This is a genomic window from Rhodovarius crocodyli (assembly GCF_004005855.1).
In the GTDB taxonomy this organism is placed as follows: domain Bacteria; phylum Pseudomonadota; class Alphaproteobacteria; order Acetobacterales; family Acetobacteraceae; genus Rhodovarius; species Rhodovarius crocodyli.
In genome coordinates this window covers 1-18,786 of sequence record NZ_SACL01000003.1, presented here as the reverse complement: position 1 = coordinate 18,786, position 18,786 = coordinate 1, and the positions used below count along the sequence as shown (strand labels likewise).

The 18,786-nt window shown below is 66.7% G+C and carries 14 protein-coding genes; 9 read left to right on the top strand and 5 right to left on the bottom strand.

Annotated features, from left to right (window positions below; translation table 11 throughout):
• Positions 1-2: 2 nt before the first annotated feature.
• Entirely contained in the window at positions 3-1,172 is a 1,170-nt protein-coding gene (cyoA, locus tag EOD42_RS09255; protein ID WP_127787248.1) for a ubiquinol oxidase subunit II, read from the bottom strand.
• Positions 1,173-1,285: 113 nt separating this feature from the next.
• Here cyoA and EOD42_RS09250 point away from each other — a divergent pair, with 113 nt between their 5' ends.
• Positions 1,286-2,605, top strand: a complete 1,320-nt coding sequence (locus tag EOD42_RS09250; RefSeq protein ID WP_127787247.1) for an MFS transporter — start codon at positions 1,286-1,288, stop codon at positions 2,603-2,605.
• 7 nt (positions 2,606-2,612) lie between these two features.
• Here EOD42_RS09250 and dgt read toward each other — a convergent pair whose 3' ends face one another.
• Positions 2,613-3,947: a dGTP triphosphohydrolase gene (gene dgt, locus EOD42_RS09245; protein WP_127787246.1), complete on the bottom strand. Its 1,335-nt coding sequence runs from the start codon at positions 3,945-3,947 to the stop codon at positions 2,613-2,615.
• Between the two features lie 162 nt (positions 3,948-4,109).
• Here dgt and EOD42_RS09240 point away from each other — a divergent pair, with 162 nt between their 5' ends.
• Positions 4,110-5,078: a tripartite tricarboxylate transporter substrate binding protein gene (locus EOD42_RS09240; RefSeq protein WP_127787245.1), complete on the top strand. Its 969-nt coding sequence runs from the start codon at positions 4,110-4,112 to the stop codon at positions 5,076-5,078.
• A 425-nt stretch (positions 5,079-5,503) separates the two neighbouring features.
• Here the strand turns inward: EOD42_RS09240 and EOD42_RS09235 are convergent, their stop codons facing one another.
• From EOD42_RS09235 to EOD42_RS09225, 3 genes are read right to left on the bottom strand one after another with little or no spacing between them, the layout of a single operon-like run.
• On the bottom strand, positions 5,504-6,565 hold the full coding sequence (locus EOD42_RS09235; RefSeq protein WP_240655098.1) for an Ldh family oxidoreductase: 1,062 nt from the start codon (positions 6,563-6,565) through the stop codon (positions 5,504-5,506).
• Positions 6,566-6,573: 8 nt separating this feature from the next.
• Positions 6,574-8,118 carry a UxaA family hydrolase gene (locus tag EOD42_RS09230; RefSeq protein ID WP_127787243.1) on the bottom strand — a complete coding sequence of 515 codons (1,545 nt, stop codon included), beginning with the start codon at positions 8,116-8,118 and terminating at the stop codon, positions 6,574-6,576.
• 18 nt (positions 8,119-8,136) lie between these two features.
• Positions 8,137-9,669, bottom strand: a complete 1,533-nt coding sequence (locus EOD42_RS09225) for an altronate dehydratase family protein (protein WP_240655097.1) — start codon at positions 9,667-9,669, stop codon at positions 8,137-8,139.
• 104 nt (positions 9,670-9,773) lie between these two features.
• On the opposite strand from EOD42_RS09225, the gene EOD42_RS09220 reads away from it, so the two are divergent.
• From EOD42_RS09220 to EOD42_RS09190, 7 genes are all read left to right on the top strand, one after another.
• Positions 9,774-10,700 carry a LysR family transcriptional regulator gene (locus EOD42_RS09220; protein ID WP_240655096.1) on the top strand — a complete coding sequence of 309 codons (927 nt, stop codon included), beginning with the start codon at positions 9,774-9,776 and terminating at the stop codon, positions 10,698-10,700.
• A 187-nt stretch (positions 10,701-10,887) separates the two neighbouring features.
• Entirely contained in the window at positions 10,888-11,205 is a 318-nt protein-coding gene (locus EOD42_RS09215) for a hypothetical protein (protein WP_127787241.1), read from the top strand.
• Between the two features lie 97 nt (positions 11,206-11,302).
• Positions 11,303-13,141: a type I restriction-modification system subunit M gene (locus tag EOD42_RS09210; RefSeq protein WP_127787240.1), complete on the top strand. Its 1,839-nt coding sequence runs from the start codon at positions 11,303-11,305 to the stop codon at positions 13,139-13,141.
• Positions 13,138-14,454, top strand: coding sequence for a restriction endonuclease subunit S (locus EOD42_RS09205; protein ID WP_127787239.1), 1,317 nt, complete (start codon positions 13,138-13,140; stop codon positions 14,452-14,454). The genes EOD42_RS09210 and EOD42_RS09205 overlap by 4 nt, the downstream gene beginning before the upstream one ends.
• Positions 14,451-15,434 (top strand): GIY-YIG nuclease family protein, encoded by a 984-nt coding sequence (locus tag EOD42_RS09200; protein WP_127787238.1) that lies wholly within the window; start codon positions 14,451-14,453, stop codon positions 15,432-15,434. Before EOD42_RS09205 ends, EOD42_RS09200 begins: the two co-directional genes overlap by 4 nt.
• The gene (locus EOD42_RS09195) at positions 15,431-18,529 is read left to right on the top strand and encodes a type I restriction endonuclease subunit R (RefSeq protein WP_127787237.1); all 3,099 of its coding nucleotides are present in this window, start codon (positions 15,431-15,433) and stop codon (positions 18,527-18,529) included. Before EOD42_RS09200 ends, EOD42_RS09195 begins: the two co-directional genes overlap by 4 nt.
• Positions 18,530-18,686: 157 nt before the next feature.
• On the top strand, positions 18,687-18,786 hold a 100-nt coding region (locus EOD42_RS09190), incomplete at its 3' end, for a transposase (RefSeq protein WP_164867849.1).

Here is an 18,786-nt window from a genome sequence, read left to right as displayed (position 1 = left end):
CTTCAGGTATCGGGCGTGAGAGCGGGCAGCGTGGCGAAGGGCTGCGGTCGGGATTGGCCCAGGCGGGAGCTGGGCCGCGGCAAGGACATGCCGGCCAGCGGGGTCTGGTCGATCGGGCGCGACCAGGCATGGGACTGCACGGGGGTGGGCTCGGTGCAGATGGCGCCGACCACCTCACGCGTGCCCTGGGTGGCGCCCCGGCGGCCATAGCGGTCATAGGCCAGCGTGGTCAGGTTGATGGTGCCGGCGAGGCCCATGCCGCCGCGCGCGTCGATGGACATCATGTCGTGCATGCACATCTTCCCGGCCTCCACGCACATGTTCACCACGGCGTCGAACAGGCCGGGCTCCACGCGCGCGAAGCGGCGGGCGGGCTCGTTCTCACTGGGGCGTTCCAGCGCCAGGTAGCCGGCGCGGTCCAGGCTGCCCTCGCCGGCGCGGGTCTGCTCGACCCAGCGCTCGAACTCGGCCTCGGGCATCGCGTTCACGGGGAAGCGCATGCCGGAGAAGCCGGCGCCGCTGTAGTTGGCCGAGAAGCCGATGAAGCGGCCGGGCTGGTTCAGCACGCCGTTCAGCCGCGTCTCCATGCCCGGCATGGCATAGATCTGGCCCGCCATCGCCGGGACGTAGAAGGAGTTCATGACCGAGGAGGACGAGATGCGGAAGCGCACCGGGCGGTCCACCGGCAGGGCCAGTTCGTTCACCGTCGCGATGCCCTGCTCGGGCATGATGAACAGCCACTTCCAGTCCAGCGCGACCACCTGCACCTCCAGCGGCTGGCGGGTGTGGTCGGCCGTGCTGTTGGGCGCGATGCGGCCCAGCGCGCGATAGGGGTCCAGCAGATGGGTGCCCGCCCAGGTCAGCGCGCCCAGGCAGATGATGATGAGCAGCGGCGCCGCCCAGATCACCAGTTCGAGGCCCGTGGAATGCGCCCATTCGGGCTCATACCGGGCCTTGGCGCTTTCGCGGTAGCGCCAGGCGAACAGCACCGTCACGATCATGACGGGGATGATGATGATCAGCATCAGCCCGGTGGAGATCAGCACCAGGTTGCCCTGCTGCTGGGCCACGTCGCCCGCCGGGCTCAGCACCACGAGGTTGCAGCCGCCCAGCAGCGCGGGCAGCGAGAACAGGGCCAGAAGGCGCGCGACGACAGGCGGGAACAGCTTCATGCGCGCCCCCTACCGGAGCCCTTCGCAGGTGCACATAGGACATTTTGTCCAATGGCCCGCCCACCCCATCTCTGCGAAGCAGCGGCCGCGCAAGCTTTAGAGTACCGACACGCATGACCATCACGCCCGAAACCACCGCAGAGCACGACGCCCGCACCCTGGTCGCCCATGAGCATGAGGTGACGCCGGGCGAGATCGCCATCGGCGTGATCATCGGGCGCACGTCGGAGTTCTTCGACTTCTTCGTCTATGCCATCGCCTCCGTGCTGGTGTTTCCGCGGGTGTTCTTCAGCTATGCGGACCCGCTGACGGGCACGCTGCATTCCTTCGCGATCTTCGCGCTGGCCTTCGTCGCGCGGCCCTTGGGGTCCATCTTCTTCATGGGTGTCGACCGGCGCTATGGGCGCGGCGTGAAGCTGACGATCGCGCTGTTCCTGCTGGGCGGGTCCACGGCGGCCATCGCCTTCCTGCCGGGGTTCGAGCGCATCGGCTGGTGGGCCGTGGCGCTGCTCGCGCTGTTCCGCATGGGCCAGGGCGTGGCGCTCGGCGGTTCATGGGACGGCATGGCGCCGCTGCTGGCGATGAACGCGCCGGAGCGCCATCGCGGCTGGTACGCGGCCCTGCCGCAGCTGGGCGCGCCGATCGGCCTGATCGTGGCCAGCCTGCTGTTCGCCTATTTCACCGCCATCCTGCCGGCGGAGGACTTCCTCTCCTGGGGTTGGCGCTATCCGTTCTTCGTGGCCTTCGCCATCAATGTGGTCGCGCTGTTCGCGCGGCTGCGCATGGTGGTCACGCCCGAATACACCAAGCTGTATGAGAACCTGACGCTCGCGCCCGCCAGCGTGGCGCAGACCCTGCGCACCGCGTGGCGCACCGTGCTGCTGGGCGCCTTCGCGCCGCTGGTCAGCTTCGCGATGTTCCACATCGTCACGGTGTTCCCGCTCTCCTGGGTGCATCTGTTCACCGACCAGACGCCCTCGCGCTTCCTGCTGGTCGAGGCCGGGGCGGCGGTGCTGGGGCTGCTGGCGATCATCGCCTCCGGCATGTTGGCGGACCGGCTGGGCCGGCGCACCGTGCTGGGCGGCTGCGCCGCGCTGATCGCGGCGTTCAGCGGCTTCGCGCCGCAGCTGCTGGATGCCGGCCGCGGAGGCGAGACGGCCTATATGATCGTGGGCTTCATCCTGCTGGGCCTGTGCTTCGGCCAGGCCTCGGGCAGCCTGTCGACCAACTTCGCGCCGCGCCACCGCTATACGGGTTCCGCGCTGACGGCGGATCTGGCCTGGATGTTCGGCGCGGGCTTCGCGCCGCTGGTGGCCCTGTTCCTGGCCAGCCATTTCGGGCTGGTATCCTCCGGCGCCTATCTGCTGTCCGGCGCGCTGGTCACGCTGCTGGTGCTGGCCATGAACCGGGAGCTGGCGCGCCGGCCCGAATAGCCGCGCGTCAGATACCCGTCAGCATCCGGGCGATGCGCACCGCGTAGCGGTCCGTCATGCCCGAGGTGAAATCGGCCAGCGCGTGCAACGCCTGGGCCGCGCTGGCCACATCCCGCAGGTCGAGATCGACCGCCCGGGCCAACTGCCGATGATGGGGCCTGAGATCCGCCGCGTTCCACCGGGCGCGGGCCAGGTCCTCGAACACCGGCCACAGCCCGGACATCACGTTCCCGATCACGCGGCGGCCCGAGACTTCCAGCTCCGTCTTGCGGCGGGCGGTGAAGACCTGATCGCGGGAGACTTCGCGCATCTGCGCGAAAGCCGGCGCCATCGGCCCGGCCTCCGTCAAGGAGCCGGAATAGGTGCCCGCCATGATCTCGGCATAGTGGGTCTTGAAGGCTTCCAGGCAACTGGTCACGGCGGCGCCGATGCTGAGGGCCCGCAGCAGCGCGATCTGCTCCGCCTCGCTGAGGTCACCGGGGTCGCGGTTGGGGCTGTTGGCGGCCTTGTGCAGCAGGTCCCGCACGGTGCGGAAGGGCAGCTCACCGGTGGTGAAGGCGTCTTCCAGGTCCACGATGTTGTAGCAGATGTCGTCCGCTGCCTCGACCAGGAAGACCAGCGGGTGGCGGCGCCACCAGGGGCCTGTCGGGTGATCCTCTCGCGGCAGGCCCAGCGCCGTGGCCGCTTCCTGGAACTGCGGCAGGTCGGCCTGGAACACGCCGAACTTCTTCAGCCCGACATACGGGTTGGGCGCCAGTGCCTCACGCGTCACGGACGTCACGGGGTATTTCGAGAAGGCGCCCAGCATCGCCTTTGACAGCCGCATGCCGCCGGCGTTCCGGTACATCTCCAGCCGGGTGATGATGCGGAAGCCCTGGGCATTGCCCTCGAACTTCGTGAATTCCGAACGATGGCCCGGTTCGATCTCGGCTGCGAGGCCGGTGGGGTTCGCGAAACGCTCGGCGAACCAGTCGCCCATCGCGGCTTCGCCCAGATGGCCGAAGGGCGGGTTGCCGATGTCATGCGCGGCGCAGGCGGCCTGGACGATGTTGGCCAGGGTGGCGGATTCACCGGGCTCGATCGCCCCCTCTTCCTCCAGCCAGGCGCCGATGCGCATGGCCAGGGAGCGGCCGACACTGCTGACCTCCACCGAGTGGATCAGGCGGTGATGGACGTGGTCGTTCTCATACAGGGGCTGCACCTGGGTCTTGTTGGCCAGGCGGCGGAACGGGGCGGAGAAGACGATGCGGTCATGGTCCTGGACGAAGATGGAGCGGTTGGGGCCGGCCTCGTACTTCCCGTCATTGAGACGTTCGCTGCAGAGCAGCTGCTTCCAGTCCATTCCGTGATTCCCGGCAGAGCGTTCGCGCCGCAAGGGGCGGCGGTGCATGCGTCATGATGTGCCGGCGGTTGTGCGTCAATCGCGGGGCAAACGATTGCAAAGCGGGGTTCCGGCCAGGTGAGCGATGTGCGAGTGCTCACATGACAAGGAAAGGGAAACGCCATGCATCACATCGCCATCGGCCGCCGGCTGCTGCTCGGGTCGGGCACCGCGCTCGCGCTGCCGAATCTGGGCCGCGCCCAGGGCCTGCCCGCGCGACCCATCCGGCTGATCGTGCCGTTCTCGGCAGGTGGGTCCACCGACGTGCATATGCGGGTGCTGGCGGATGTGGCGTCCAGGCGTTTCGGGCAGACCGTGATCATCGAGAACCGGCCGGGCGCCAGCGGCTCCCTGGGCATGACCGCGATGCGGACGGCGGCGGCGGATGGGCTGACGCTGACCACGCTGCCGATCACGGCCGTGCGGAACATGCTGATGACCGGGGACATCGAGGCCGACCCGACGCGGGATTGCGCGCCGGTGCTGCACCTGACCGGCTATCTGCTGGGTGTCGTCGTGCGGCGGGATGCGCCGTGGCAGACTTGGCAGGAGTTCCTGGCCTATGCCAAGGCGAACCCCGACAAGATCAACTACGGCACGGCGGGTGCGGCCAGCACGCCCTTCATCGGGATGGAGCGCATCGCGCGGGAGCAGGGCATCCGCTGGACGCATGTGCCGTATCGCGGCGTGGGCGAGAACGTCCAGGCGCTGATGAGCGGGCAGATCCACGCCGCCGCCGATTCCAGCGGCTGGGCACCGATGGTGGAGGACGGCACCTTCCGCCTGCTGGTGACCTGGGGCGCGGAACGCCCGCGCCGCTTCGCGCAGGCGCCGACGCTGAAGGAGACGGGGACGAACCTGGTGTTTGCCTCGCCCTATGGGCTGGTCGGGCCGCGCGGCATGTCGGCTGATACGGTGAAGGCGCTGCATGACGGCTTCAAGGATGCGCTGCTGGATGAGCGGCATGTGCAGACGCTGGAAAGGCTGGATATGCCCGTGATGTACAAGGGCACGGAGGAGTATCGCAGCTTCCTGGCGGAACAGGTGGCGGAGGAGCGCGATGCGGTGCGGTCGCTGGGGTTGAGGGGGTAGGAGAGTATTGTTTCTAGAACGCGAAAACCCCACCAGGTGAGCTGGTGGGGTTGATTTGGATGCGGGGAGCCGCAGCCGGCGTCAGAGGTGCATAACGGTTCTAATTTAGCTCTTTCCTAGCTTAGCTTCGAATCCCTTAGCCGAGGCGCTCGACGCGCTCGGCGGCGACGACAGTCCGGCTGGCTCATGCGTGTGGTTCGTCGTGGTGAACTGCTGCCGGTCTTGTGGACACCTAGTTAAGGTTTTCACTCGATCGGAGGCCTGGAGCGGCCCCCAATTCGCGGGCGTATCGTTGCTAACCGGCGCGCGGGGCGCGTCGGCGGGAAAGGTGGGGGCTGCATGCAGGCCGGTGTAACGACGGCTAGGCGGTCGGATCAGCCAGCCGATCGGGGTTGGGCCGATCGACCAGGTGCATCAATCCGCCATCAGTTCAATGCGGGAGGAATCGCCACGCCATGCCGCCTCACCCAGGGCTGCAGCGCATCGAGTATGCCGTCGCGCAGCGGCACCCCGCCACGCTCGGCCGCTTCCTGGCGGCGTAGCCCGCCCTCACCGGGCAGCCGCACCGGGCCCATGCCGGGGCGCGGCGGGCTCGCGTGGCATTTATCGGCGATGGCGCTGGTCTGGCGGGTGAAGGCATCGAGGCCCGCGAAGGCCTCCGGGTCGATCAGCTGCAGGAACACCGCGTTCACCATGCCCTTCGGCCCATCGGCGCGCCCCTGGCCGGACAGCCCCTGGCTCAGCGCCTCGGCGGTCAGGCCCCAGCCATAGCCCTTCTGGCCATGGTCCACGCCACCGGCCGGCAGCACGGTGCCGCCGCGCTGCAGGACGGTGGGATCATCGGTGGGCTCGCCCTCGGCGTCCATCAGCCACGGATTGGGGTAACGCCGCCCTTCCTGGGAAAGCCGCAGGGCCATGTTGTTGGTGGTGATGGACGCGCTGATGTCGATCATCACCGGGTCCGCCTGGGTCGGGAAGCCGATGGCGAAGGGGGCGGGGGAAAGTGCTGCGCGCAGCCCGCCGAAGGGGGCGACCGTCGCCACGCCCGGCGCACAGGAATGGATGGTCAGCACCTTGCCGCGCGCGGCCGCGCGCTGCGCATAGGCCGCGAGGCAGCCGATATGGTGCCCGTTGCCGATCGCCACGCTGACGATGCCGTGCTGTTCCAGACGCGCGAAGGCGATCTCCATCGCCTTCACCACCAGCCACGGCCCCGGCAGCCGCCGCCCGTTCCAGGTCAGGCACGCCCCACGATCCGAGATCACCTCAGGCTCCCCAGTCAGGGTCATCGCGCCGTTGTCGATTTCGGTGAGGTAGCGGGTCGCCAGCGCCAGCCCATGCGTGTCGTGGCCGAGCATGTCGGCCTCCACCAGCACGGCGGCGACGATCTCGGCCTTGTCCGGGTCCATGCCCGAGGCGCTGAACAGCTCGGTCGCGAAGCGGCGCAGCACGCCCGCATCGTGGCGCGCGGCAAGCGCGGCGGTCATCGGCGCGCTCATGCCGTCACGCCCAGCGGCCAGGGCACGAATTCATTGGTGCCGACCCCCGCCAGCTCACTTTTCGTCTTTTCGCCCGAGGCATGGCGCAGCAGCTGCGCGAAGATGCGCGCGCCGGCCTGTTCCAGAGTTTCCTCACCATCAATCACCAGGCCGCAATTCAGGTCCATGTCGGCGTGCATACGTTCATACATCGGTGTGTTCGAAGCCAGCTTCATCGTCGGCGCGGGCAGCGAACCGAAGCAGGACCCACGGCCGGTGGTGAAGATGATCATGTTCGCCCCGCCCGCGATCTGGCCGGTGGCGGCGACCGGGTCATAGCCCGGCGTGTCCATGAAGACGAAGCCCTGGGCCGTTACCGGTTCGGCGTATTCATAGACGGCCATCAGCCCGGTGCTGCCGCCCTTCTTCGACCCGCCGAGGGATTTTTCGAGCACATTGGCAAGCCCGCCGGCGTTGTTGCCCGGTGAGACGCGGCCGTTGATCTGGGTGTCCAGCCCCTCGCTGTGGGCTAGCCACCAATTCATCCGCTCCACCAGCTTCTGGCCGACCTCGGGCGTCACCGCGCGGGCGGTCAGCGTGTGCTCGACCCCGAAGATCTCCGAGGTCTCGGACAGGATGGCGGTGCCGCCGTGACGGATCAGCGTGTCCATCGCCACGCCCAGCGCCGGGTTGGCGGACAGGCCGGAAAACCCGTCCGAGCCGCCGCACTGCATCCCGATGATCAGATGCTCGGCCGAGACGCTTTCTCGCCGGCAGTCATTGGCTGCGGGCAGCATGGCCCGCACGGCGGCGATGCCGCCTTCCACCGCGCGGCGCATCCCTCCGGTTTCTTCCAGCACCAGGGTCTGCAGCGTGGGGCCGCGCACCAGCCCCTGCTCGACCAGGAATTCCTCGAGCCCATTGGCCTCGGCGGCGGAGGCAATGATCAGCGCGCCCGCGGTGTTGGCGTGGCGCAGCGTGCCGCCGATGGTCCGGCGCAGCACGGCCATCGCCTCTCCGCTGCGCTCCATGCCCTCGCCGCGCTCCTGCACGAAGGGGGCGACGCCATCGACCATCGGGAAGCCGGCCAGGCGATCGGGGGTGAAGTGCGCCGCGATCTTGCGCGCCGCCGCCCCGCCTGCGGGGCCGAGGGTGAACACACCCACGTAATTGCGCGTGGCGATGCGCCCGTCGGGGCGGCGGATACCCTGGAAGGTCGCGCGCTCGGGCTTCGGCACGAAGGCGGTCGGGCGATAATCCCGCCCATAGGCGTAGTCCTTCTCCACATCATCGAACAGGATGTTGTGGCTGTGGATCCAGGTGCCCGGTTCCAGATCCTCGGAGGCATAGCCGATGACGGTGTCGTATTTGCGCACGGCCTCGCCCTTGGCGATGTGCCGGGCTGCGACCTTATGCCCGGCGGGCACATCCTGCAGGGTCACGATGCCTTCGCCCGGGGCGGCGGTGCCCTGGGGCACGGGCATGCGCGCGACCATCACGTTGTCGGCGGGGTCGAGCCGGATGAAGGGGCTGTAGTTCGGCCGGGTGACGGAGCTTTCCATGATCTTCAGCCTTTCCGGTCAGGAGCAGATGCCGACGGGCCAGGGCGCGAAGCCCGTCTCGCCCATGGCTTCCCATTCGCCCTTGGTCGGTTCGCCCGACGCGTGGCGCAGAATGGCGGCGAAGATCCGCTCGCCGGCGGCTTGCACGCTCTCAGTCCCGTCCAGCACGGCGCCGGTGTCGATGTCGATCGCGTCGGCCATGCGGGTGAAGGTCTCGGTGTTCGAAGCGATCTTCAGCGCGGGGGCGGGCAGGGAACTGAAATCGCTGCCGAGCCCGGTGGTCATGGCGATCATCGTCGCCCCGGCCGCCGCCTGCCCGGTGACGGAGACGAGGTCGTGGTCCGGGCTGTCCATCAGCACCAGCCCTGGGCCAGACACCTGCTCGGCATAGCGGCGCACCGCGGTGAGCGGGGTGGAGCCCGCCTTGCGCAGCCCGTCCAGCGCGCGTTCCCGCCCGCTGGCGAAGCCCGCCTGTTCGGCCGCACGGTCGAGTTCGCCGTTCAGCCTGGTATCGCGCCCACCCGCGTAATCCTGCCACCAATCCAGCCGTTCCCGCAGCGCGGCGGCCACCTCCTCGCTCGCGGCGCGGGCGGCGAAGGCGTCGCCCGACAGCAGCAGGTCGGGGGTTTCCGACAGGATGGCGGTGCCGCCCTGGGCGATCAGCATATCCACCGCCACACCCAGCGCCGGGTTGGCCGACAGGCCGCAGAAACCATCCGCAGCACCGGTCTGCAGCCCGAGCGTGAGGCGGCCGGCCGGCACGGTGGTGCGACGGGCGGCGTTGGCGATCGGCAGCATCTTCTCGATATGCGCCTTGGCCATCTCCATCGCCGCGTTGGTGCCGCCGACCTCCTGCAAGGTCACGGTCTGCAGCATGTCGCCCGGCTGCAGCCCTTGGGTTTCCAGCAGCAGCTTCAGGTTGTTGCGCTCACAGCCCAACGCCAGGATCACCGCGCCCGCCATGTTGGGGTTGCGGATGACGCCTGAAATGGTGCGGCGGAGCAGGTCCATCGGCTCCCCGGTCATTTCCATGCCGCAGCCGAGCGTGTGGATCAGCGGCACCACCCCATCGACATGCGGAAATTCGGCCAGGCGTTCGGCATCGAACCAATCGGCCGTGCGCCGCGCTGCGGTGGCAGCGCAGTTGCTCGCGATCACCACACCGATGAAATTGCGGGTGCCCACCCGCCCGTCGGCGCGCACGTAACCCTCGAAGCTGGCCGGGGCGAGGGCGGCCAAAGGGGCGCGCGGCGCCGTCGCCTGCGCTGCCGGAGCCGGGCCGAGCAACCCGGCATGGACACGCGTGCCGGGCGCGATGTCGGTGGCGGCGATGCCGATGGGCAGGCCGGATTTCAGCACCGCCTGACCACGCGCGATGGGGCGCAGCGCGACCTTCGCCCCGGCGGGCAGATCCTCAGCCGCCAGGGCATCAATGCCGTTAAGGCGGCTGCCCGCGCCGGTAGGGCGCCGCAGCGTGGCGGTGTTGTCCTGCGGGTCCGCGATGATCGCGGCGGCAGGATGCGACGACAGGCCGATTACATTCTCGGGCACCGGATTCCCCCATTTCGGGCGCGATGGCCCGGATTCTTCGGGCTCTATCCTAGGGGGCTGCTGATGCTCGTCTAACATTAATGCAGTATCTCGGTGATCTATAAATGGTATCACGAAAGGGCGTGACCGGGGCGATGCTCGACCTTACCCACCTGCGTTCCTTCGTCTGCGTCGCCGAAGAACTGCATTTCGGCCGGGCGGCGGAGCGCCTGGGCATGACCCAGCCGCCGCTCAGCCGCCAGATCCAGCTGCTGGAGGCAGGGCTGCGCGTGACCTTGCTCGACCGGTCGCGCCATGCCGTCGCACTGACCCCGGCGGGGCGGGCGTTCCTGCCGGAGGCCAAGGCCCTGCTGGCCGCCAGCGAGCGTGCGGGGCAGGTCGCGCGGCGCGCCATGCAGACCGGGACCGGCAGCGTGCTGCGGGTGGGGTTTTTCAGCGCCACCACCTACGCCTATCTGCCCCGGCTGATCGCCCAGGCGCGCCAGGAACTGCCGGACACGGATTTCGTCCTGCGGGAGATGAACGGCGTCACCCAATTGGAAGAACTGCGCACCGGCCGGCTCGATATCGGGCTGTTGCGTCCTGGGCCCGGGCTGAGCGCCCTGGCGAACCTCCGCGTGTTTCGCGGCCGGCTGGCGCTGGCGGTGCCGCACGGCCACCCGCTCGGCGCGCGGCCCCGGCTGCGGCTGCGCGACCTGCATGGCGTGCCCTTCATCGGCTATTCCGAAGAAGGCCCCTACATGCAGGAACTACAGGCGGCGCTGTTCGCCGAGGCTCGGGTGCAGCCGCAATGGGTGCAGTCCGCAGCCCACGCCCAGACCATTCTGTCGCTGGTCAGCGCGGGGATGGGCGTTGCCCTGGTGCCGGAGGAAGCGCGCAACGCGACCTTCGCGAATGTCGCCTTCTGCGCCATCGCCATCCCCGATGCCCCGGCCATCGAGCTCAACGCCGCCTGGAAGCCCGACAACGCGAACCCCGCCCTGGCGCCCATGCTGGCGCTGATGGAACGCCTGGACGCCTGGTCAGCCTGACGGGTGGTTCAATGCCGGATCACCAGCGGCGGGGCGGCGGGGCGCGGCGATGCCTCTGAGCTGCTGCCGGTCTTGTGGACACCTGGTTAAGGTTTTCACTCGATCGGAGGCCCAAGGATGGGACGCAGGACGTTCTGCTGCTGGCGAGGTCGAACTAGCTCCTGTCCTCCACCCCAACCTCCCGCAGTTGTATCGTCGTCGTGTGGAGCGTCTGGAGCAGGATCTGGTGGACCCTGAGCTGAATGCCCTGGCCACCGAGGCGCTGCGCCTGCTGGTGGACAGTATCCTCGTGTTCCCCGGCGAGCGCCGAGGCGAGGTCGAGGTCTCTCTCCGTGGCGACCTTGCGTTCTTTCTGCAGGCCGACGCTGTTCAGGCCTCAAACGCCAAAACGGCCGCTGCCCTTAATGGGCACGGCCGTTCTGGCTTTGGTCTTGAAGTACTGCGAACGTTGGATGCGGGGACAGGATTCGGCCTGTGGCGAACAGCGCTCAGGGCGCAGCCATAGAGGCGCCTGCGCACAGTAGGACAACGAGCAGCCGCCCATCCTTTCCCCACCTCGCCCGCAAGGCTAGCCTGCCAGGAAATTCGGCCGAGCAGTGATCATGAGTCAGTCGCAGTCCCTTTCCGCCCTCATCTGGTCCGTCGCTGACCTTTTGCGTGGCGACTACAAACCCTCCGAATACGGGCGGGTCATTCTGCCCTTTACCGTCCTGCGCCGGCTGGATTGCGTGCTGGCGCCGACGAAGGACGCGGTCCTGGCCGAAGCCAAAGCGAAGGCCGCGATGGGCATCAACCCCGAGCCCTTCGCCACGCGCCTTACCAGGCTGCCATTCGCCAACACGGCCGAGACGGATCTGAAGCAGCTTTCCGGCGACCCGGACAATATTGCGGCCAACCTCGACGCCTACATCCAAGGCTTCTCGGCCCCGGTGCGGGACATCTTCGACCGCTTCCGCTTCGCCGAGCAGGTGGAACGCCTGCGCAAGGCCGGGCTGCTGTACAAGGTGACCGAGCGCTTCGTGGGCTTTCCGCTGCATCCCGACCAGGTCAGTAACCACGACATGGGCCTGGCCTTCGAGGAGCTGATCCGCAAATTCGCGGAAATTTCCAACGAAACGGCCGGCGAGCACTTCACCCCGCGCGACGTGATCCGGCTGATGGTGAACCTGCTGTTCATCGAGGATGACGACATCCTGAACCCCGGCAAGCAGGCGGTGCGCACGATCTATGACCCCACCGCCGGCACCGGGGGCATGCTCTCCGTCGCGGCCGAGCATTTGCTGGCGCATAACCCCGCCGCGCGGCTGACCATGTTCGGGCAGGAGCTGAACGACGAAAGCTATGCCATCTGCAAGGCGGACATGCTGATCAAGGGCCAGGATGTGCGCAACATCATGCCCGGCAACACGCTGTCAGAAGACGGCCACGCGAACAGGAAGTTCGACTACATGCTGTCCAACCCGCCCTTCGGCGTGGAATGGAAGAAGGTGGAAAAGGAAGTCCGACGCGAGCATGAACAGCAGGGCTTCAACGGCCGCTTCGGCCCTGGCTTGCCGCGCATCTCCGACGGCTCGCTGCTGTTCCTGATGCACCTGATCAGCAAGATGACGCCCGCCCAGGCCGGCGGCAGCCGCATCGGCATCGTGCTCAACGGCTCACCCTTGTTCACCGGGGGCGCGGGTTCGGGCGAGAGCGAGATCCGCCGCTATGTGCTGGAAAATGACCTGGTCGAGGCCATCATCGCCCTGCCCACCGACATGTTCTTCAACACCGGCATTGCCACCTATGTGTGGCTGCTGACCAACCGCAAACCCGAGGCCCGGCGCGGCACGGTGCAACTGATCGATGCCTCTGCCCTGTGGGGCAAGATGCGCAAGAGCCTGGGTTCCAAGCGGCGGGAGATGGGGGAGGAGGACATCGCCCTGGTCACCCGGCTGTTCGGCGCGGGGGGCGAGGCGCAGTTGGCGACGGTGACGGACAAGGCCGGCAAGGCCACGCGCGTGGCGGTGACGCCGGGGGAGGCCCCGCCCGAGGCGCCGGAGGGCGGTTCGGTGAAGCTCGCCCCCTTGGCGCGGCTGTTCCGCAACGAGGCCTTCGGCTACCGCACCATCACGGTGGAGCGCCCGCTGTGCGATGAGGCGGGCCGGCCGGTGCTGGGCCAGAAAGGCAAGCAGAAGGGCAAGCCGCAGCCCGACACCGCGCGGCGCGACACGGAGAATGTGCCGCTGACCGAGGACATCCATGCGTATGTTGAGCGCGAGGTGAAGCCGCACGCGCCCGATGCCTGGATCGACGAGGAGAAGACGAAGGTCGGGTACGAGATTCCGTTCAACCGGCATTTCTATGTGTTCGAGCCGCCGCGGCCGCTGGAGGTGATCGACGCGGATCTGAAGGCGGTGACGAATAATATCAAGCGGATGCTGGAGGGGCTTTCGGCGTGAGCTTTCCGGCTTATCCGGCGTATCAGGACAGTGTCGTTGAATGGCTCGGCGAGGTCCCAGCGCATTGGATCCTGCGCCGGCTTGGCTACTACCTAGCAGAGCGTCGTGAAAAGGTGAGCGATCGGGATTTTCCTGCGCTCTCTGTCACCAAGAGTGGAATAGTGCCCCAACTCGAAACGGCGGCGAAGACAGATGATGGCGACAATCGCAAGCGCGTGTGCGCCAAAGACTTCGTAATCAATGGGCGCTCGGATCGAAAGGGCTCATCAGGGTTATCGACGCTTGATGGCTCCGTCTCCCTCATTAACATCGTGCTCTATCCGCATCAGCCCATCGAGATGGAATTCGTAGGCCACTTGCTAAAGAGCCCTCCCTTTCAGGAGGAGTTCTACCGGTACGGGAAAGGCATCGTGGCCGATCTCTGGAGCACGAATTTCTCGGAGATGCGCAATATCTTGCTGGCGGTCCCACCTCCGACCGAACAATCCGCCATCGCCGCCTTCCTTGACCGCGAGACGGGCAAGATTGACGCGCTGGTGGCCGAGCAGGAGCGCTTGATCGCGCTGCTGAAGGAGAAGCGGCAGGCCGTCATCTCCCACGCCGTCACCAAGGGCCTGGACCCCAGCGTGCCGATGAAGGACTCCGGCATCGAATGGCTCGGGCAGGTGCCGGAGCATTGGAATGTTAGAGCCCTCTCTTCCATGGTACGCAGAGGGACCACAATCACCTATGGGATTGTGCAAGCCGGCCCAGACCAGCTTGATGGGATTCCATATATTAGAACCTCCGATATGAGCGGTTCCGAGTTTCCCGAACAAGGTTATCTCAAGACGACGCCAGAGATCGACCGGGCCTATTCCCGCTCGAAAGTTGAGGCAGGCGATCTGGTCGTTGCTATCCGGGCCACAGTCGGTAAGACGCTTAAAGTTCCTGCGCATCTGCATGGAGCGAATCTCACGCAAGGTACGGCTCGCGTCTCACCAGGACCGTTGGTCGACGTTGAATATCTTTTCCTCTTTCTAAACTCGCACTCAGCAAATCAGGGTTTTGATGCTCAATCTAAAGGAGCAACGTTTAAAGAAATCACGCTTGAGATGCTGCGAAAATTCCGAGTCCCTTTGCCGCCGATGTCAGAGCAGCGAAGCATTGTCATGGGTTTGGGCGCGAAGGCTGCAAGCTTTGATGTATTAGGAGCCGAAGCCACCCGCGCCATCGCCCTTCTCCGCGAACGCCGCGCCGCCCTCATCTCCGCCGCCGTCACCGGCAAGATCGACGTGCGCGGCCTGGTGCCCGAAACCGAGGTCGCCGCATGAGCACCGCCCTCGGCCGTTCCCTCGAACTGTTCTACATCGACGGCCGCCCGGACGGCATGTTGACGGCGGAGATGTTCAACTGGACCGGGCATGTGCTGGTCGCACCCCGCACCCAGCTCGCCGCCGCGCTCAAGCGCCCGCAATCCCGCTTCACCGGCATCTACCTGCTATTGGGCGAACAGGAGGGCGAGCCCCGCGCCTATATCGGCGAGGGTGAGGATATCGGCGCGCGCATCACCAGCCATGATGCGCAGAAGGATTGGTGGACCACCGCCCTGCTCGTCACCACCGCCGCCAATCAGCTGAACAAGGCGCATGTGCGCTACCTGGAAGCGCGGCTGATCGCCCGTGCGCGTGAGATCAACCGCACCCCGCTCGATAACGGCACAACCCCTTCCCTGCCGGGGTTGAGCGAGGCTGACCGGGCGAAGATGGAAGCCTTCATCGATAACCTGCTGGTCGTGCTGCCGGCGGTGCGGGTGGACATGTTCATCCAGCGCACTCGACCTGCCGCGCCGGCAGGGCCCCAGCCCGCCACCCACCCGCCCACCGCCGCACCTTCGGTACCCGCGCCGCTCGCCACCACGCCACCCGCCACCACGCCCCCTATCGCCGAGGTGCCGCGCTTCGACCTGCGCTCGGCCAGGCTCGGGCTGGACGCCACCGCCACGCTGCGCGATGGCACCTTCTGGGTCGAGGCTGGCTCCACTGCCCGCGCTCGCTGGGAAGGGCAGAACGGCGAGGCTGGCACCTATCTGCCGCTCTACAATGAACTCGTGCGCGCCGGCGTATTGGCAGCGCAGGGCGAGGTCCGAGTCTTCGCCCAGGACTACGCCTTCAGCAGCCCCAGCGCCGCCGCCGCCGTGGTCTACGGCCGCAGCGCCAACGGCCTGACCTCCTGGCGGCTCATGGGTGAGGGCATCACCTATAAGGAATGGGAGGCCCGGCAGCTTTCGCAGGCGACGGAAGACGAGGCATGAGCATCCATAAGGAACTCGCCTTCGAGGACGGCATTTGCGCCCATCTCGCTGCCCATGGCTGGCTGTATGAGGCCGGCGCCGCCGCCCGGTATGACCGCGCCCGGGCGCTGTTCCCCGAGGATCTGGCGGCCTGGCTGCAACAGGCCCAGCCCGATGCCTGGGCCACGCTGGAAAAGACCCAGGGCGCCAAGGCGCTGGACACGGTGATGACCCGGCTTCGCAGCGCGCTCGACAAACACGGCACGCTGACGCTGTTGCGCGATGGGCTGGATGTGATGGGCCTGAAACAGCGGCTCGACCTATGCCGCTTCCGCCCGGCGTTGGCGATGAACCCGGCGCTGCAGGCCCAATACGCCGCCAACCGGCTGCGCGTGGTGCGGCAGCTTCGCTATTCGAAGCACAGTGAGGCCTGCATCGACCTTGTGCTGTTCCTGAACGGCATTCCCGTCGCCACGGTGGAGCTGAAGTCGGACTACACGCAATCGGTGCAGGACGCGATCGACCAGTACCGCTTCGACCGCCCGCCCCGCACCGCCAACACGCCCGAACCGCTGCTGGCCTTTCCCGGCGGGGCGCTGGTGCATTTCGCCGTCAGCAACAGCGAGGTGGCGATGTGCACGCGCCTCGCGGGGGCCGACAGCTTCTTCCTGCCCTTCAACAGGGGCAAGGACATGGGCGCGGGCAACCCGCCCAACCCGAACGGCGCGCCCACCGCCTATCTGTGGGAGGAAGTGTGGCAGCGCGACAGCTGGCTGGAGATTTTGGGCCGCTACCTAGTGCCGGTGAAGGATGACAAGAAGCAGCTGAAAAGCTGGATATTCCCGCGCTATCACCAGCTGGACGCGACACGCGAACTTGTCGCTGCGGTGCTGAAGGAAGGCCCGGGCGGGCGTTACCTGATCCAGCACTCGGCAGGGTCGGGCAAGACGAACTCCATCGCCTGGACCGCGCATTTCCTGGCCGATCTGCACGACAGCGCGAACCACAAGCTGTTCGACACGGTGCTGGTGGTGTCCGACCGGACGGTGCTGGACAAGCAGTTGCAGGAAGCGCTGGAGGCGTTCGAACGCGTGCAAGGCGTGGTCGCCGTGATCACCGGGGAAGGCACGGCCAAAAGCGGTGAGTTGGCTACCGCGCTATCGGCCGGCAAGAAGATCGTCGTCTGCACGATCCAGACCTTCCCCTTCGCGCTGGAGCAGGTGCGGGAACTGTCGGCGAGCAAGGGCAAGCGCTTCGCGGTGATCGCGGATGAGGCGCATTCGTCTCAAGCCGGGGAGACGGCGAACAAGCTGAAGATCGTGCTGAGCGCGGAGGAACAGGCGGCACTTCAGGACGGGGGCGAGTTCGACGCGGAGGACGTGCTGGCCGCCAACATGGCCGCGCGCGCGGACCAGCAGGCGGCCATCACCTATGTCGCCTTCACCGCGACGCCCAAGGCCAAGACGCTGGAGCTGTTCGGCCGCCGGCCTGATCCCTCTCGCCCCGCGGCGGCGGATAACCTGCCGGCGGCCTTCCACGTCTATTCCATGCGCCAGGCGATCGAGGAGGGCTTCATCCTCGACGTGCTGAAGAACTACACCGCCTACAAGCTGGCCTTCCGGCTGACCCATAACGGGCAGGAGATGTCGGAGAAGGAGGTGGACGCCGCCGAGGCGAAGAAGGGCATCATGGGCTGGGTGCGGCTGCACCCGTACAACATCGCCTCTCGCGTGGAGATCGTGGTCGAGCATTTCCGCCAGAACGTGGCGCATCTGCTGGGCGGCAAGGCGAAGGCGATGGTGGTGACGGCCAGCCGCAAGGAGGCCGTGCGATGGATGAAGGCCATGCAGGCCTATATCGCTCGACAGGGCTACGGCATCGGGCTGCTGGTCGCCTTTTCCGGCGAGGTGAACGACCCGGAGACAGGGCCTGAGCCCTTCACCGAAGCCAACATGAACACGGGCCTGAAGGGCCGGGATCTGCGCGAGGCCTTCGCCACGCCGGAGTTCAGCATCCTGCTGGTGGCGAACAAGTTCCAGACCGGTTTCGATCAGCCCTTGCTGTGCGCCATGTATGTCGACCGGAAGCTGGGCGGCATTCAGGCGGTGCAGACATTATCGCGCCTGAACCGCGCCTATCCGGGCAAGGATACCACCTATGTGGTGGATTTCGTGAATGAGCCTTCGGACATCCTGGACGCCTTCCGCCTGTATCACACGACAGCGGAGCTGGTGGATGTCAGTGACCCGAATGTGGTGCTGGACCTGCGGTCCAAGCTGGAGGCGACCGGGCGCTACGACAGATTCGAGGTTGATCGCGTCGCCAAGGTGATCGTCAAGCCGAACGCCAGCCAATCGGAGCTGGATGCCGCGATCGGGCCGGTGGTCGGGCGTCTCACGACCGCGTTCAAGCACGCGCAGCAAGCTTTTAGGTCTGAGCCGGAGGGCAGCAAGCCCTGGGAAGACGGCAAGGCCGAAATGGCGCTGCTGTGGCAGTTCAAGAGCGACCTGGCGAGCTACATCCGGGTTTACGAATTCCTGGGGCAGATGTTCGACTATGGGAACACGGATTACGAGAAGCTGTATCTGTTCGCCAAGGTTCTGGTGCCGTTGTTGGATTACCGCCGTGAGCGGGAAGGCCTCGATTTGTCGGCGCTGAAGCTGACTCACCACCGGATGCGGGATCTGGGCCAGCAGCGCCTGAACCTCGGCGGCAATGAGCCACCAGAGGGGCTGAAGCCGATGACCGAGGTCGGCTCCGGGCAACTGCAAGATAAGCAGAAGCTGCGCCTGGCCGAGATTATCGCGGCGATGAATGATCTGTTCGAGGGTGACATCACGGATGGTGATACCGTGGCTTACGTTGAGACCCTGAAGGGGAAGCTGCTCGAATCAGATAGTCTGCGCGCGCAAGCGGCAGCGAACACGAAGGAGCAATTCAGTAACTCTCCCAACCTAGTGGATGAGCTGCTCGATGCTGTCATCGCCGTGGAGAACGCCCATCAGAGCATGAGCCGCCAAGCCCTGAACTCGGATCATATACGTGCGCGCCTTTTGACGACGTTGCTGGGCCCTGGCGATCTTTGGGGAGCGCTACTGGCTGCGCGTTGCTCCTGACGTGCTCTTCTGAATGTATCCATTCAGACGGAGAGTCTTTCGCTGTTTTGTCTGATGGTTGATGTGATGGCAACGGGGTTGGGGGCATGCCCCCTGACGTGCCCCCCTGAGACTCCTCCAAAAATAACTGGAGTCCGCCCGACCCAAGGACGGACGAATGAAGCGATCACGGTTCACGGAAGAGCAGATCATCGGGATCCTGCGCGAGCAGGAGGCCGGCGTGCCGGTGGCGGACCTGTGCAGGAAGCACGGGCTTA